The organism is Allochromatium vinosum DSM 180 (assembly GCF_000025485.1).
Lineage (GTDB): Bacteria > Pseudomonadota > Gammaproteobacteria > Chromatiales > Chromatiaceae > Thermochromatium > Thermochromatium vinosum.
Genome location: NC_013851.1, coordinates 2,770,497 through 2,785,006 on the forward strand (window position 1 = coordinate 2,770,497; position 14,510 = coordinate 2,785,006).

General features: G+C 66.4%; 11 protein-coding genes. 9 read left to right on the top strand and 2 right to left on the bottom strand.

All coding sequences use genetic code 11. The features are described from left to right. Positions 1 to 41 precede the first annotated feature (41 nt). On the bottom strand, positions 42 to 983 hold the full coding sequence (locus tag ALVIN_RS12210) for a CysB family HTH-type transcriptional regulator (RefSeq protein ID WP_012971627.1): 942 nt from the start codon (positions 981 to 983) through the stop codon (positions 42 to 44). A 122-nt stretch (positions 984 to 1,105) separates the two neighbouring features. Between ALVIN_RS12210 and ALVIN_RS12215 the strand changes: the two genes are divergently transcribed. From ALVIN_RS12215 to cysN, 4 genes are read left to right on the top strand one after another with little or no spacing between them, the layout of a single operon-like run. Beyond that, complete coding sequence (locus ALVIN_RS12215) at positions 1,106 to 2,794, top strand: nitrite/sulfite reductase (RefSeq protein WP_012971628.1); 1,689 nt, start codon at positions 1,106 to 1,108, stop codon at positions 2,792 to 2,794. Then, complete coding sequence (locus ALVIN_RS12220; RefSeq protein WP_012971629.1) at positions 2,787 to 3,557, top strand: phosphoadenylyl-sulfate reductase; 771 nt, start codon at positions 2,787 to 2,789, stop codon at positions 3,555 to 3,557. Before ALVIN_RS12215 ends, ALVIN_RS12220 begins: the two co-directional genes overlap by 8 nt. Next, positions 3,554 to 4,462 carry a sulfate adenylyltransferase subunit CysD gene (gene cysD, locus ALVIN_RS12225; RefSeq protein WP_012971630.1) on the top strand — a complete coding sequence of 303 codons (909 nt, stop codon included), beginning with the start codon at positions 3,554 to 3,556 and terminating at the stop codon, positions 4,460 to 4,462. Before ALVIN_RS12220 ends, cysD begins: the two co-directional genes overlap by 4 nt. A 12-nt stretch (positions 4,463 to 4,474) precedes the next feature. Then, complete coding sequence (gene cysN, locus ALVIN_RS12230) at positions 4,475 to 5,779, top strand: sulfate adenylyltransferase subunit CysN (RefSeq protein ID WP_012971631.1); 1,305 nt, start codon at positions 4,475 to 4,477, stop codon at positions 5,777 to 5,779. On the opposite strand, the gene selD is transcribed toward cysN, so the two are convergent. Beyond that, positions 5,757 to 6,800 carry a selenide, water dikinase SelD gene (gene selD, locus ALVIN_RS12235; protein WP_407637039.1) on the bottom strand — a complete coding sequence of 348 codons (1,044 nt, stop codon included), beginning with the start codon at positions 6,798 to 6,800 and terminating at the stop codon, positions 5,757 to 5,759. The genes cysN and selD overlap by 23 nt on opposite strands. 249 nt (positions 6,801 to 7,049) lie before the next feature. On the opposite strand from selD, the gene fdnG reads away from it, so the two are divergent. The 5 genes from fdnG (at position 7,050) to fdhE (ending at position 14,509) form a co-directional block, all read left to right on the top strand. Continuing rightward, the gene (gene fdnG / locus ALVIN_RS12245; RefSeq protein ID WP_148217510.1) at positions 7,050 to 10,133 is read left to right on the top strand and encodes a formate dehydrogenase-N subunit alpha; all 3,084 of its coding nucleotides are present in this window, start codon (positions 7,050 to 7,052) and stop codon (positions 10,131 to 10,133) included. Between the two features lie 9 nt (positions 10,134 to 10,142). Continuing rightward, the gene (gene fdxH, locus ALVIN_RS12250; RefSeq protein WP_012971635.1) at positions 10,143 to 11,036 is read left to right on the top strand and encodes a formate dehydrogenase subunit beta; all 894 of its coding nucleotides are present in this window, start codon (positions 10,143 to 10,145) and stop codon (positions 11,034 to 11,036) included. Further along, complete coding sequence (locus ALVIN_RS12255) at positions 11,033 to 11,653, top strand: formate dehydrogenase subunit gamma (protein ID WP_012971636.1); 621 nt, start codon at positions 11,033 to 11,035, stop codon at positions 11,651 to 11,653. The genes fdxH and ALVIN_RS12255 overlap by 4 nt, the downstream gene beginning before the upstream one ends. 208 nt (positions 11,654 to 11,861) lie before the next feature. Continuing rightward, a complete protein-coding gene (locus ALVIN_RS12260; RefSeq protein ID WP_012971637.1) occupies positions 11,862 to 13,544 on the top strand; it encodes a methyl-accepting chemotaxis protein in 1,683 nt (560 codons plus the stop codon). 47 nt (positions 13,545 to 13,591) lie between these two features. Beyond that, the gene (fdhE, locus tag ALVIN_RS12265) at positions 13,592 to 14,509 is read left to right on the top strand and encodes a formate dehydrogenase accessory protein FdhE (RefSeq protein ID WP_012971638.1); all 918 of its coding nucleotides are present in this window, start codon (positions 13,592 to 13,594) and stop codon (positions 14,507 to 14,509) included. Position 14,510 lies beyond the last annotated feature (1 nt).

Consider the following 14,510-nt stretch of genomic DNA (forward strand, 5'->3'; position numbering starts at 1 on the left):
GCGCCGGGGATCGACAGAATCGAGGCGCCGGAGCGATCGGCTCAGATCTCATAGTCGCTGCCCCCTTCGCTCAGGGCGCGCTCGATCACCCGGCGCGTCAGGTGGGGGGCGAAGCCCTCGATGAAGGCATAGACATAGCCCCGCAGCCAGGATTTGCGGCGGATTCCCAAGTGGGTGACGCTGGCGTCGAACAGATGGCTCGCGTCGACCACACCCAGCCCCGCATCGGTCTGGGGATCGTGGGCCATTTGAGCGATGAGTCCGATCCCCAGCCCCATGCGCACATAAGTCTTGATGACATCGGCATCGAGCGCCGTCAGCACGATGCGCGGCTCCAGTCCATGCGTATGGAAGGCGCGATTCATCAGCCCGCGTCCGGTGAAGGCGCCGTCATAGGTCACGATCGGCCAGCGGGCGATGGCTTCCAGCGACAGCGGGTCGCTCTCCAGGATCGGATGACCCAGCGGAGCGATGACACAGCGGTTCCAGGCATAGCAAGGCAGGCTCAGGAGTTCGGGCGCCTCGGCCACGGCCTCGGTGGCGATGACCAGATCGGCCTCGCCGGCGATCACCAGATCGCACACCTGGGTCGGATTGCCCTGACGCAACGACAGCCGGACATCCGGGTAGCGCGCTATGAAGTCACGGATCGCCGGCGGCAGCACATAGCGCGCCTGGGTGTGAGTGGTGGCGATGGTCAGACAGCCCGCCGTCTCCTGACCGAACTCGGCGCCGATCTGGCGCAGGTTGTCCAGCTCGCCGAGCAGCCGCGCGGCGATGGCCAGGACATGGCGCCCCGGCTCGGTGACGGCCACCAGACGCTTGCCCTGGCGGCGGAAGATCTCGATCCCGAGTTCGTCCTCAAGCTGGCGGATCTGCTTGGAAACGCCCGGCTGGGAGGTGAAGAGCGCCTCGGCCGCCGCCGAGACATTGAGTCCCTGACGCGCGACCTCCTGGACATAGCGCAGTTGTTGCAGATTCATCGCGCTCGAACTCCAAATAACCCAAAGTCATATCAATCTAACTCGAAATTCCTTCTGCGTCCTAACGGCGCTCGCTAGCATGGCCCGCATTCCTCATCCCCGAGACGAATCGCGAGTATCCCATGCACCTGAACGACGCCGATGAGCCGCTCCGCCTCCTGGAGCACATCACCCGCTTCCGCGATCAGACCCAGGCCTATCTGAACGGCGATCTGAGCGAGGAAGCGTTCCGCCCACTGCGCCTGCTGCACGGACTCTACCGACTGCGCGAGACCACCATGCTGCGCGTGGCCGTGCCCCAGGGTCGGCTCTCCAGCGAGCCGTTGCGTCGGCTGGCGCGTATCGCCCGCGAGTATGCGTTGGGCGAGGTGCATCTCACCACACGCCAGACCATCCAGTTCACCGGCCCGGCGATCGGCGCCGTGCCGCAGATCCTCGCCGAGCTGGCCGAGGTCGGACTGTCGAGCTTTCTGACCTCGGGCAACGGCATTCGCGGCATCGTCGTCGATCCGCTCGCCGGGCTGGCCGCCGACGAGCTGGAAGACCCGCGCCCCTGGCACGCGATCCTCGACCAATGGCGTCTGACACATCCACTCATGGGCCAACTGCCGCGCAAGTTCAAGATCGGCATCCACGGGGCGCGCACCGATCGCGTCACCCTGGCGGCGCAGGATCTGGGGCTGGAACTGGTGCGCGATGCGCGCGGTGAGCTGGGCTTCCGGGTGCTGGTCGGCGGCGGACTGGGACGCGGACCGCGATTGGCCCAGGAGCTGACGCCCTTCGTTCACTGGCCGCATCTGCTGACCTGGATCGAGGCGATCCTGCGCGTCTATGCGCGCGACGGGCGGCAGCCCGATCCCTACAAGTCCAGGCTCAAGAATCTGGTCCAGCGGCTGGGTCTGGTCGAGTTCCGCGCTCAGGTCGAATCCGAATGGGCACACCTGCGCGATGGACCGGCCACGTTGACCAAAGCCCAGGTCGAGCGCGCCGCGCGCCCGTTCGTCGAAGCCCCAACGGACGATACGGTATTCGCCGCAACGACGGTTCCGGCCCCCGCGCCCAATGAACCACCTGAATATCTGCTGTGGCGGCATCAGAACGTGCAGCCCCACAAGCGCGCCGGTCACGCCATCGTCACCCTCTCGACCAAGCGCCTCGGCACGGCGCCCGGCAATCTGAGTCCGGAACAGCTGGAGCGGATCGCCGACTGGGCGGCGACCGAGAGCCGCGACGCGGTGCGTCTGACGCCCAATCAGAACCTGGTGCTGACACAGGTGCGTGAGGACCGTCTGTTCGCCCTCTGGGAGGACGTGCGCGCCTTCGGTCTGGACGGTCCCAATCGCGGTCTGCTCACCGATCTGGTCGCCTGCCCCGGCGCGCGCGAGTGCGATCTGGCGCACGGCGATTCGCTGGGACTGGCCGCCGCCATCCAGGCCCGCTTCGCCGACGCCGATGACGTGCGCGATATCGGCCCGCTCGATCTGCGGATCTCGGGCTGCGTGAACGCCTGCGCCCATCACAACCTCGCCGCCATCGGCATCCGGGGGCTGCGCAAGCAGGGCGAATCCCGCTACCAGATCCTCATCGGCGGGCGCTCGGGCCGCGAAGCACGGCTGGCCGAGCCGCTCGGCCCCTCGTTCGCCGCAGACGAGGTGCCCGAGGCGGTCGCAGGTCTGATCGCGCTCTATCGCCGACACCGGCAGACGGGTGAGACCTTCGACGCCGCCGTGCAGCGACTGGGCGCCGAACCCTTCAGAACCATCGTGACCAGGGCGGCGGACGCCGCCCCTCAGGAGACACCCCATGACTGAACGACGTCAGCCTTCCCTATCGACCGACACCCTGCCGACCCGTGAAGCCGCCGCGATCGAACTCCTGTCCCAGGTCTGCCGCGAGCTGGATTCCATCGTGTTCGCCACCAGCCTCGGCGCCGAAGACATGGTGCTGACCGAGATCATCCGGCGCGAACGCCTGCCGATCCGCATCTTCACTCTCGACACCGGACGGCTGCCGACCGAGACCCTGGAACTCATCGAGGTGGTCGAACGCCACTACGGGACGCGGATCGAGCGCTACGCGCCGCACCCGGACGCCATCGCCGATTATGTGAGCCGCTACGGTCTCGACGGTTTCTACGACTCGGTGCCCGCGCGTCAGGCCTGCTGCCGGGTGCGCAAGCTCGAACCCCTGAAGCGTGCCCTGGCCGGTCAGTCGGCCTGGGTCACGGGTCTGCGCGCCGAGCAGTCCGTCACCCGCGCCGAGCTGCCGGCGCGCGAATGGGATGCCGCCAACGGTCTGGAGAAGATCAACCCGCTCGCCGACTGGAGCGAGCACGAGGTCTGGGCCTTCATCCGGCACCATCGGGTGCCCTACAACCCGCTGCACAACCAGGGTTATCCCAGCATCGGCTGCGCCCCCTGCACCCGCGCCATCACGGTCGGCGAGGACGTGCGCGCCGGGCGCTGGTGGTGGGAAAACCCCGAGACCAAGGAATGCGGACTACACCGGCGTGAGTTCGCGCCGCGCCAGCCGTCCGCCCATCCAGCGATCGAACGCGACAGGAGCGCCGCATGACCCGACTCGACACCCTCAGCCATCTCGACTGGCTGGAGGCCGACGCCATCCACATCCTGCGCGAGGTCGTCGGCCAGTGCGCCAACCCGGCGCTGCTGTTCTCGGGCGGCAAGGATTCGGTGTGCCTGCTGCGGCTGGCTGAGAAGGCGTTTCGTCCCGGCGCCCTGCCCTTTCCGCTGCTGCACATCGACACCGGGCACAACTATCCCGAGGTGATCGCGTTCCGCGACCGGCGCGCCGTCGAGCTGGACGCACGCCTCATCGTGCGCTCGGTGGAGGACTCGATGGCGCGCGGCTCGGTGGTGCTCAGGCATCCGCACGAATCGCGCAACCGGCATCAGTCGGTGACGCTGCTGGAGGCGATCGCCGAATTCGGTTTCGACGCCTGCATCGGCGGGGCGCGGCGCGACGAGGAGAAGGCGCGCGCCAAGGAGCGGATCATGAGCTTTCGCGACGCCTTCGGGCAGTGGGATCCCAAGCACCAGCGCCCGGAGCTGTGGAACCTCTACAACGCCCGCGTCCATCCGGGCGAGAACATCCGCGCCTTCCCGATCAGCGACTGGACCGAGCTGGATGTCTGGCACTACATCCAGCGCGAGGGTCTGGAGCTGCCGTCGATCTATTTCGCCCATCGCCGTCCGGTGGTGCGCGCCAACGGCCTGCTGCGCCCGGTCACGCCCCTGACCCCGGCCCGGCCGGGCGAGACGGTCGAGGACGTGCGGGTGCGTTTTCGCACCGTCGGCGACATCACCTGCACCGCGCCGGTCGAGTCCGAAGCCGACACACTCGACGCCATCCTGGCCGAGACGGCGCTCACGACGCTCAGCGAGCGCGGCGCCACCCGGCTCGACGACCACGCCAGCGAGTCCTCGATGGAGGACCGCAAGAAAGCCGGTTATTTCTGAGAGGACAGGCCCATGTCATCGCTACACGAATTCCCCGCCATCGATCATGGCCTGCTGCGGTTCCTCACCTGCGGCAGCGTCGACGACGGCAAGAGCACCCTGATCGGGCGTCTGCTCTACGACACCAAGGCGATCCTTGCCGACACCCTGCACGCCATCGCCGCGACCTCGCAGCGCCGGGGTCTGAGCGAGCTGGATCTGTCGCTCCTGACCGACGGACTCCAGGCCGAGCGCGAACAGGGCATCACCATCGATGTCGCCTACCGCTATTTCTCGACCGGCACGCGCAAGTACATCATCGCCGACGCGCCCGGGCACGAGCAGTACACGCGCAACATGGTCACGGCCGCCTCGACCGCCCATCTGGCGATCATCCTGGTCGACGCGCGTCGGGGCGTGCAGACCCAGACGCGCCGGCATTCCTATCTGGCCCATCTGGTCGGCCTCCCGCATCTGGTGGTGGCTGTCAACAAGATGGATCTGGTGGACTACGATCAGGCGGTGTTCGAGCGCATCCGCGCCGAATATCTCGACTTCGCCGCGCGGCTCGGGATCGAGGACGTGCGGTTCATCCCGCTCTCGGCGCTCCACGGCGACAACGTGGTCGAGCGCGGCGAGCGGCTCGACTGGTACGACGGCCCGACCCTGCTGGAACTCCTGGAGACGACGCCGGCCGCCCACACCGAGCGTCCCGAGTCCTTCCGCTTTCCGGTGCAGTACGTGCGCCGTCCGCGCGACGCGGCCAATCCCGATCTGCACGACTATCGCGGCTACATGGGGCGGGTGGAGTCGGGCGAGATCGCCATCGGTGATCCGGTGCTGGTGCTGCCCTCGGGACGCCGTAGCCGGGTGCGCGACATCCAGGTCGGCGGCGTCAGCCAGCCGAGCGCCATGCACGAGCAGTCGGTGACGCTGCTGCTGGAGGACGAACTCGACATCTCGCGCGGCGATCTGCTGGTCCGCCCGGACGAGGCGCCGCCGACCGTGCGCGAGCTGGAGGCGCATGTCTGCTGGCTCGCGGAGACACCGCTCTCACCCGCGCGCACCTATGTGCTGCGCCATACCACGCGCGAGGTCCGGGCCAGGGTCAAGCGCATCGCGTATCGGCTGGATCTCAACCGGCTGGAACGCGAATCCGCCGTCCAGCTCGACATGAACGACATCGCCCGCGTCAGCCTGTCGCTCGCCCAGCCGATCTGCCCCGATCCCTATGCGCTCAACCGCGCCACCGGCGCTTTCATCCTCATCGACGAGAGCACCAACGATACGGTCGGGGCCGGGATGATCGTCGAAGCTAGCGCGTCACCATCACCCTGATCCCCGTCTCGTCCGGCTCCAGCATCCGCCCGATGTGACGGGCCACAATGCCCTGAGCGCTGAGTTCGGCCAGGGCCGCGTCCAGCCGCTCGGGCGGAAAGGCGATCAGCAGACCACCCGAGGTCTGCGGATCGGCGAGCAGGAGCGACTGCCATTCGGCGAGCGCCGGATCGATCCGGGTCTGTTCCAGACAGGCTTTGAGGTTGTTGCGTGCACCGCCCGGAAAGACACCGGCCTCGGCCAGTGTCCGGGCCTCGTCCAGGATCGGGATGGCCGGCCAGTGCAGTTCGGCGCTCAGATCCGCCCCGCGCGCCATCTCCAGCAGATGACCCAGCAGACCGAAGCCGGTGATGTCGGTGGCCGCGTGGACACCATGACGGACCATGACTGCCGCCGCGCGGTCGTTGGGCGTCAGCATCAGCTCGGTGACGCGCGCGACTCCCTCGGGCGCGAGCCGTTCGTTCTTGAGCGCCGTGGTCAGCACCCCGATGCCGAGCGGCTTGGTCAGCACCAGCACATCCCCTGCCCGCGCGCCGCCCTTGATCACCAGTCGATCCGGATGGGCGATGCCGGTCACGGCCAGCCCGAACAGCGGCTCGGGACTCTTCACCGTATGCCCGCCCACCACAGGCACCCCACAATCCGCCGCCCCGGCGATCAGTCCGCGCAGGATCTCGGTCAGCACCGCGAGCGGCAGGCGCGTATCCGGAAAGGCCGCGACCGAGACCGCCGAGACCGGGCGCGCGCCCATGGCATAGATATCCGACAGACTGTTGATCGCCGCGATGCGTCCATAATCGAAGGGCGAGTCGACCACGGGCGTGAAGACATCCACGGTGCTGACCACCGCCAGCTCGTCCGACAGGCGCACGACGCCGCAGTCGTCCGGGTGTTCCAGGCCGACGATGACATCCGGATGCTGGGTCAGCGGCAGTTCGCGCAGAACCTGCGACAGCTCGGCGGGGCCGAGTTTCGCCGCTCAACCCGCACAGGCGGCGAGCTGGGTGAGTCTGATGTCCATGAGGCACCGAGTGGAAATGGAACGATGGGGGTCGATCTTAGCCATCCGAAGGGAAAAAGGCGACCACTGATCGTGCGGTAATGGACATTTCATCCAGTCTGCGTTATCAGTGTCGCGTCGATCGAATGATCGGCCAAGTGATTGATTCGCATATCAGAATAAAGGTGTTTCAGCGATTTCTGATGGAAGATCGCCGAATCGCCACGGCGACGCGATCGCCATCGACCACCCGGAGCAAAGGAGCGGATGATGACTCTATCCAGACGGCAATTCTTCAAGGTCTGCGCCGCCGGCGCGGGCACCACCAGCCTGGCGCTGCTGGGCTTCTCGCCGGATCAGGCGCTCGCCGAGGTGCGCGCCTTCAAGCTGGCGCAAGCGACCGAGACCCGCAACACCTGCCCCTATTGCTCGGTGGGCTGCGGCGTCCTCATCTACACGCTCGGCGACGGCTCCAAGAACGTCCGTTCCGAGGTCATCCATGTCGAGGGCGACCCGGATCATCCGGTCAATCGCGGCACGCTCTGCCCCAAGGGCGCGGGCCTCAAGGACTTCATCCAAAGCGAGGGCCGGCTGCTCTATCCCGAATACCGCGCGCCCAACTCGCGCGAATGGCAGCGGATCTCCTGGGATGAGGCTTTCACCCGCATCGCCCAACTGATGAAGGAGGACCGCGACGCCAACTTCATCGCCGTCAACGAGGCCGGTCAGACCGTCAACCGCTGGCTGACCACCGGGATGCTCGCCGCCTCGGCCTCCAGCAACGAGACCGGCTATCTGACCCACAAGTTCGCCCGTAGCCTGGGGATGCTCGCGTTCGACAACCAAGCGCGTGTCTGACACGGCCCGACGGTGGCAAGTCTTGCCCCGACGTTCGGCCGTGGCGCCATGACCAATCATTGGGTCGACATCAAAAACGCCGATCTCGTCCTCATCATGGGCGGCAATGCCGCCGAGGCCCATCCCTGCGGCTTCAAATGGGTCACGGAGGCCAAGGCCCAGCGCAAGGCCCGACTGGTCGTGGTCGATCCGCGTTTCACCCGCTCTGCGGCGGTGGCCGATTACTACGCCCCGATCCGCGCCGGCAGCGACATCGCCTTCCTCGCCGGACTCATCAACTATCTTCTGAGCCACGACAAGATCCATCACGAGTACGTGCGGAACTACACCGACTTCAGCTTCCTGGTGAAGACGGATTTCGCGTTCGAGGATGGCCTCTACAGCGGCTATGACGCCGAGACCCACAAGTACGACCGCTCGACCTGGGGCTATCAGCTCGGCGAGGACGGCTATGTCGTCACCGATCCGACGCTGCAAGACCCGCGCTGCGTCTACCAATTGATGAAGGCGCACTATGCCCGCTATACGCCCGAGATGGTCGAGAGCATCTGCGGCACGCCGCGCGACGCCTTCCTCAAGGTGTGCGAGATGATCGCCGAGACCTCGGCCTCGGATCGCGTCATGACGATCATGTACGCGCTCGGCTGGACCCAGCACTCACAGGGTTCGCAGATCATCCGCACCGGGGCCATGGTGCAGTTGCTGCTCGGCAACATCGGCAAGCCGGGCGGCGGCATGAACGCCCTGCGCGGTCACTCCAACATCCAGGGTCTGACCGACCTGGGCCTGCTGTCGAACCTGCTGCCGGGTTACATGACCCTGCCGGGCGAGAAGGAACAGGACTTCACGGCCTATCTGGAGAAACGCTCACCCAAGCCGCTGCGGCCGGGTCAGATGAGCTACTGGCAGAACTATCCCAAGTTCTTCGTCAGCACCATGAAGGCCTGGTTCGGGGACGCGGCGACCGCCGACAACGACTGGGGCTATCACTGGCTGCCCAAGCTCGACAAGACCCACGACATCCTCCAGGTGTTCGAGGACATGAACGCCGGCCGGATGAACGGCTACATCTGCCAGGGCTTCAACCCGCTCGCCTCGGCGCCCTGCAAGATCAAGGTCTCCAGCGCCCTGTCGAAGCTCAAGTATCTGGTCGTCATCGATCCGCTGGCCACCGAGACCTCGGAGTTCTGGCAGAACCACGGCGAGTACAACGCCGTCGATCCGACCAAGATCGCCACCGAGGTCTTCCGGCTGCCCTCGACCTGCTTCGCCGAGGAGGACGGCTCGCTGGTCAACTCGGGCCGCTGGCTCCAGTGGCACTGGCAGGCGGCCAAGCCGCCGGGCGAGGCGCGCCCCGATCCGGAGATCATCGCCGGGATCTTCCTCAGGCTGCGCGAGCTGTATCGCAAGGACGGCGGCGCCCTGCCCGATCCGATCCTGAATCTCGCCTGGCGGTACAAACAACCGCACTCGCCCGCACCGGATGAGCTGGCACGCGAGTTCAGCGGCCGGGCGCTGGCGGACGTCACCGACCCCAAGGACGCGACCAAGGTGCTGGTCAAGAAGGGCGAGCAGCTCAACGGCTTCGCCGAGCTGCGCGACGACGGCTCGACGGCCTGCGGCTGCTGGATCTTCGCCGGGGCCTGGAGCGAGAAGGGCAACCTCATGGCCCGACGCGACAACTCCGACCCCTACGGGATCGGGCAGACGCTCGACTGGGCCTTCGCCTGGCCGGCCAACCGCCGGGTGCTCTACAACCGAGCCTCCTGCGATCCGGCGGGCAAGCCCTATGATCCGAGCCGGATGCTGGTCGCCTGGGATGGACTCAGCGGGCGCTGGAGCGGGTCCGACATCCCGGACTTCAAGGCCGACTCCAACCCGGCCGACGGCATGGGACCGTTCATCATGAACCCGGAGGGCGTGGCGCGCTTCTTCGCCCGCGACATGATGGCGGATGGTCCCTTCCCCGAGCATTACGAGCCGCTCGAATCCCCGCTCGCCAAAAATCCCATGCACCCGGACAACCCGCTGGCGCGGTCCAATCCGGCGGCGCGGGTGTTCGAGGGCGACCGGGAGAACTTCGGCAAACCGGACCGCTTCCCCTATGTGGCGACCACCTACCGCCTCACCGAGCACTTCCACTACTGGACCAAGCACTGCCGGTCCAACGCCGTGGTGCAGCCGGAGCAGTTCGTCGAGATCGGCGAGGCGCTGGGGGCCGAGCTGGGCATCCGCTCGGGCGATCCGGTGCGGGTGCGCTCACAGCGCGGCTTCATCGTCGCGGTGGCGGTCGTCACCAAGCGGCTGCGCTCCTTCGTCATCGAGGGTCAGCCGGTGCATACGGTCGGCATCCCCATCCACTGGGGCTTCACCGGGGTGGCGCGAAACGGCTATCTGGCCAACACCCTGACGCCCTTCGTGGGGGACGCCAACACCCAGACGCCGGAGTTCAAATCGTTCCTCGTCAACGTCGAAAAGATCCAGCGCGTCGTCTAGGAGGCGGACATGGCACTGCAATCACTCGATATCCAGGCCCGTTCCGCCACCACCACCGCCGTGCCTGGGGTGCGTGAGACGCTGGACGTGGCCAAGCTGATCGACATCTCCAAGTGCATCGGCTGCAAGGCCTGTCAGGTCGCCTGCATGCAGTGGAACGACTTGCAGGGCGAGATCGGGCACAACCACGGCGACTATCAGAACCCCAGGGATCTGAACGACACCACCTGGACCCTGATGCGCTTCTACGAGGTCGAGCCCGAACCCGACCGGCTGGAGTGGCTGATCCGCAAGGACGGCTGCATGCACTGCGCCGATCCCGGCTGTCTGGCCGCGTGCCCGGCGCCGGGGGCGATCGTGCGTTACAGCAACGGCATCGTCGACTTCCATCAGGAGCACTGCATCGGCTGCGGCTACTGCATCACCGGCTGTCCCTTCGACATCCCGCGACTCTCCAAGAAGGACGAGAAGGCGTACAAGTGCACGCTCTGTTCGGATCGGGTCGCGGTCGGGCTGGCGCCGGCCTGCGTCAAGACCTGTCCGACCGGGGCCATCACCTTCGGCGGCAAGGCTGAGATGATCCACTACGCCGGGACGCGGGTGGCCGATCTGCGCGAGCGGGGGTTTACCGAGGCCGGGCTCTATGACCCGCCCGGCGTCGGCGGGACGCACGTCCTGTACGTCCTGCAGCACGCCGACCGGCCCGAGCTCTACGGACTGCCCAAGGATCCGGCCATCAGTCCGCTGGTCGAGCTATGGAAGGGCGCGGCCAAGCCGCTGGCGATCGCGACCATGGCGCTGGTCGGTCTGGCCAGTCTCTTCCACTATGTCACCAAGGGTCCGAACGCGGTCTCCCGCGAGATCGAGAAAGAGATCGAGCACGAAGAGGAGGAACAGGCATGAGACGCGACCCGCGAGATCTGGTCCGCTACACCGCCGGCCAGCGTGCCGTGCACTGGATCGTCGGCATCAGCTTCATCCTGCTCGGGATGTCGGGGCTGGCGCTGTTCCATCCGGCCTTCCAGCCCTTCAGCCTGCTGTTCGGCGGCGGCACCTGGACGCGCATCCTGCATCCCATCATCGGCGTGGTGATGGCGCTCGCCTTCGTGGTCATGGTGATCCGCTTCACCCGCTACAACCTGATGCGTCGGGTCGACTGGCAATGGATCGGGCGCATCGGCGAGATGGTCAACGGCAGCGACGAGACGATGCCGGCACAGGGCAAGTACAACGGCGGGCAGAAGCTGCTGTTCTGGCTGCTGTTGATCTGCATGCTGCTGCTGATCCCCTCGGGGATCGTCCTCTGGCGGGCCTATTTCGATTTCCCGGTCGAGTGGGTGCGCTGGGCGGCCGTGGTGCATTCGGCGACCGCCGTGGTCATGATCTGTCTGATCTTCGTGCATGTGTATGCCGCCATCTGGGTCACGGGCACCATCCGCGCCATGTGGTACGGCACCGTCACCCGCGCCTGGGCCAAGCAGCATCATCGGACCTGGTACGAGGAAGTCACCAAGCCTTGACGGGGACTCGCCGTCGGATACGGCACATGCAGGAGCCACAGCGCGGGTGATGGCTGTGGCTCGTTTTTGCGTTCCGCTCGTGTAGACTTCGATGGTCGCCGGTCTCCCGGCCCGACTCCTGGAGTCCCTCCTGTCAACGGCCTCGGTTCGAGCGAGACCGGGCCACCCGTGTCAATGATCGATGCACAAAAGGCGCAGGATTATGCTGATGAAAACACTCTCGATCAGATCCAAGATCTTGCTGGTTTCGATTACTCCGATACTCGCCGTCGGCGGCGTCCTCCTGACCCAGACGATCACCAGCCAACGGCAGGCGGGGGCCGAACGCATCGAGAGTACGCGCGCACTCCTCATGGCCGAGAAAGAGGCGCAGCTGAAGCACTATGTCCAACTGGCCACCAGCTCGATCAAGACACTCTATGACCCGGCCGGCCCCAACGATGCCGCCGCCCAGGAGCATGCCAGGACGATCCTGCGTCAACTCGATTACGGCCAGGACGGCTACATCTTCGTCTACCGCTACGATGGCACCTGCGAAGTGCTCGGCCCCAAACCCGAGCTGGAAGGCCAGAACGTCATCGACATGCAGGACAAGGACGGAAAACCCCTGATCCGGTCGCTGATCGAAACGGCGCGCGCCGGCGGGGGCAGCTACAGATATAAATGGGACAAGCCCTCGACGGCCAGTCTGGTGGACAAGCTGAGCTATGTGGAGGCGCTGGACAAATGGCAATGGGTGGTCGGAACGGGTTTCTATATCGATGACATCGACGAGGTGATCGACCGGATCTCCACGGAAGTCGACGCGGAGATCACCTCCCGGATCCTCGCGGCAGCACTGATGGCGGGTCTGCTGATCGCCCTGTCCACGGTGGCGAGCGTCTGGCTCTCGCGCCGCATCAGCGGTCCCCTGGTGCACACCTCCGACGCCCTGCTCGAGATCGCCCATGGCGATGGCGACCTGACCCGGCGTCTCGTCGCGGAAAGCGCCGACGAGGTCGGCAAGCTCTCGACTGGATTCAACACGTTCGTCGGCAAGATCCATGGCATCATCCAAAGCGTCGATGCCGCCACCGGACGCCTGATCGCCGCTGCCGAACAGATGCTGGAGAACGCCAATCAGGCCAACACGGCGGCGCGGGGACAACGGCAGGGGACCGATCAGATCGCCGTCGCCATCAATCAGATGACCGCAACCGTCCAGGAGGTGGCGCGCAATGCCGCTGATGCGGCCCAGGCAGCGCACATGGCTGACACGCGCGTGCAGGAAGGCATCTCGACCGTGGACGGGACCATCACCTGTATCGGTGAACTGGCGCGACTGTCGGACGACGCGGCCGAGCTGGCGCAGCGTCTCGCCGCCGACAGTGCCAGTATCGGCTCGGTGCTGGACGTGATTCGCGGCATTGCCGGTCAGACCAACCTGCTCGCCTTGAACGCCGCGATCGAGGCGGCGCGTGCCGGTGAGCAGGGACGCGGATTCGCGGTGGTCGCCGACGAGGTGCGCACCCTGGCGAGCCGCACGCAACAGTCGACCCTGGAGATCCAGGACATGACTGTGCGCCTGCAGAACGGCACCAGGGCCACGGTCGAGATGATGAACCTCAGCGCGGAACAGACCAAGCAGGCGGTCGAGGTCGCGCAGCGAGCGGGCGACAGCCTGCGCGCCATCTCCGAAGCGGTCGGGACCATCACAGCGATGAACTCGCAGATCGCGACCGCCGCCGAGGAACAGGGCGCGGTCGCCGAGGAGATCAATCGCAATGTCACTCATATCTCAGACATCGCCGATCACTCCGAGCACGCCGCCAGAAGTTCGGCCGATACCGCGCACGAAGTGACCGAGCTGGGTCACAACCTCAGTGCCCTGGTGGGGCAATTCAAGGTCTAGTCGTCACGGCCCGTTTGATCGCATCCAGACTGATACCAGGACCAGCCATGTCATCCACCCGCATTCTGCAACCCGGCGAGATCGAGTCCTTCTCAGCCGAGATTCCGCGTCTGCTGCGGCCCGACGCTCAACTCTTCACGACCCGTGCCGAGCGTCTGCGCCGGATCGCGCCTGGACACAGTCTCGGCGACTATCTGACCTTCGTCGCCGCCATCGCCGACTGGCAGCAGGAAGCGCTCGCGATGCCGGCCGATCGCCCGGCCTCGGTGGACACGGCCCATCCGGCACGGTGCGCCGAGCAGGGCACCCCACCGCTCGCGCCCCAGGGCCTGATCCGCGATCCGGGCTGGCGCGATCAGGTCCGCGCCCTGGCCGAACGGCTCGCCCCGACGGCGCCCGCCCAGGCGCAAACCGTTCTGGAGCGCCTGCGCACCGGCCACGACGACTGGCTGGAAGCCCAGGCCGAGGCTCTGCTCACGCTCGATCCGGCGAATCTCGACATCGCCGCCTCGGCCCTCCTCGCCGCCGTGCTCCAGGTCCAGTGGACGCGGCTGGCCCGGACGCTCGATCCATCCCGAATCGCCATCCAGCCGACCGAGCGCCATCTCTGCCCGGTCTGCGGCTCGCATCCCAGCGTCTCGGTGGTGCGCACGGACGGGGCGAGCGACGGACTGCGCTATCTGGTCTGCTCGCTGTGCGCCTCGCAGTGGTATCTGGAGCGGACCAAATGCAGCAACTGTGACAACATGCGCGCCATCGGCTATCACACCGTCGAGAACCCGGACTCGGCCATTCGCGCCGAGTCTTGCCCCGAGTGCCGGACCTATCTCAAGATCCTCTACCAGACCCTGAACCCGGATCTGGAGCCGACGGCCGACGACCTGGCCTCACTGGCGCTCGACTGGCTGATGAGCGAAGAAGGCTACGGACGCAGCGGGATGAACCTGATGCTGTTGCAGAGCTGAG

Excerpts from the sequence above, each read along its gene's own strand:
- fdxH (WP_012971635.1), top strand. The coding sequence starts at position 10,143 with ATGGCACTGCAATCACTCGATATCCAGGCCCGTTCCGCCACCACCACC.
- cysN (WP_012971631.1), top strand. The coding sequence starts at position 4,475 with ATGTCATCGCTACACGAATTCCCCGCCATCGATCATGGCCTGCTGCGG.
- cysD (WP_012971630.1), top strand. The coding sequence starts at position 3,554 with ATGACCCGACTCGACACCCTCAGCCATCTCGACTGGCTGGAGGCCGAC.
- fdhE (WP_012971638.1), top strand. The coding sequence starts at position 13,592 with ATGTCATCCACCCGCATTCTGCAACCCGGCGAGATCGAGTCCTTCTCA.
- ALVIN_RS12210 (WP_012971627.1), bottom strand. The coding sequence starts at position 983 with ATGAATCTGCAACAACTGCGCTATGTCCAGGAGGTCGCGCGTCAGGGA.
- ALVIN_RS12255 (WP_012971636.1), top strand. The coding sequence starts at position 11,033 with ATGAGACGCGACCCGCGAGATCTGGTCCGCTACACCGCCGGCCAGCGT.
- ALVIN_RS12215 (WP_012971628.1), top strand. The coding sequence starts at position 1,106 with ATGCACCTGAACGACGCCGATGAGCCGCTCCGCCTCCTGGAGCACATC.
- ALVIN_RS12260 (WP_012971637.1), top strand. The coding sequence starts at position 11,862 with ATGAAAACACTCTCGATCAGATCCAAGATCTTGCTGGTTTCGATTACT.
- ALVIN_RS12220 (WP_012971629.1), top strand. The coding sequence starts at position 2,787 with ATGACTGAACGACGTCAGCCTTCCCTATCGACCGACACCCTGCCGACC.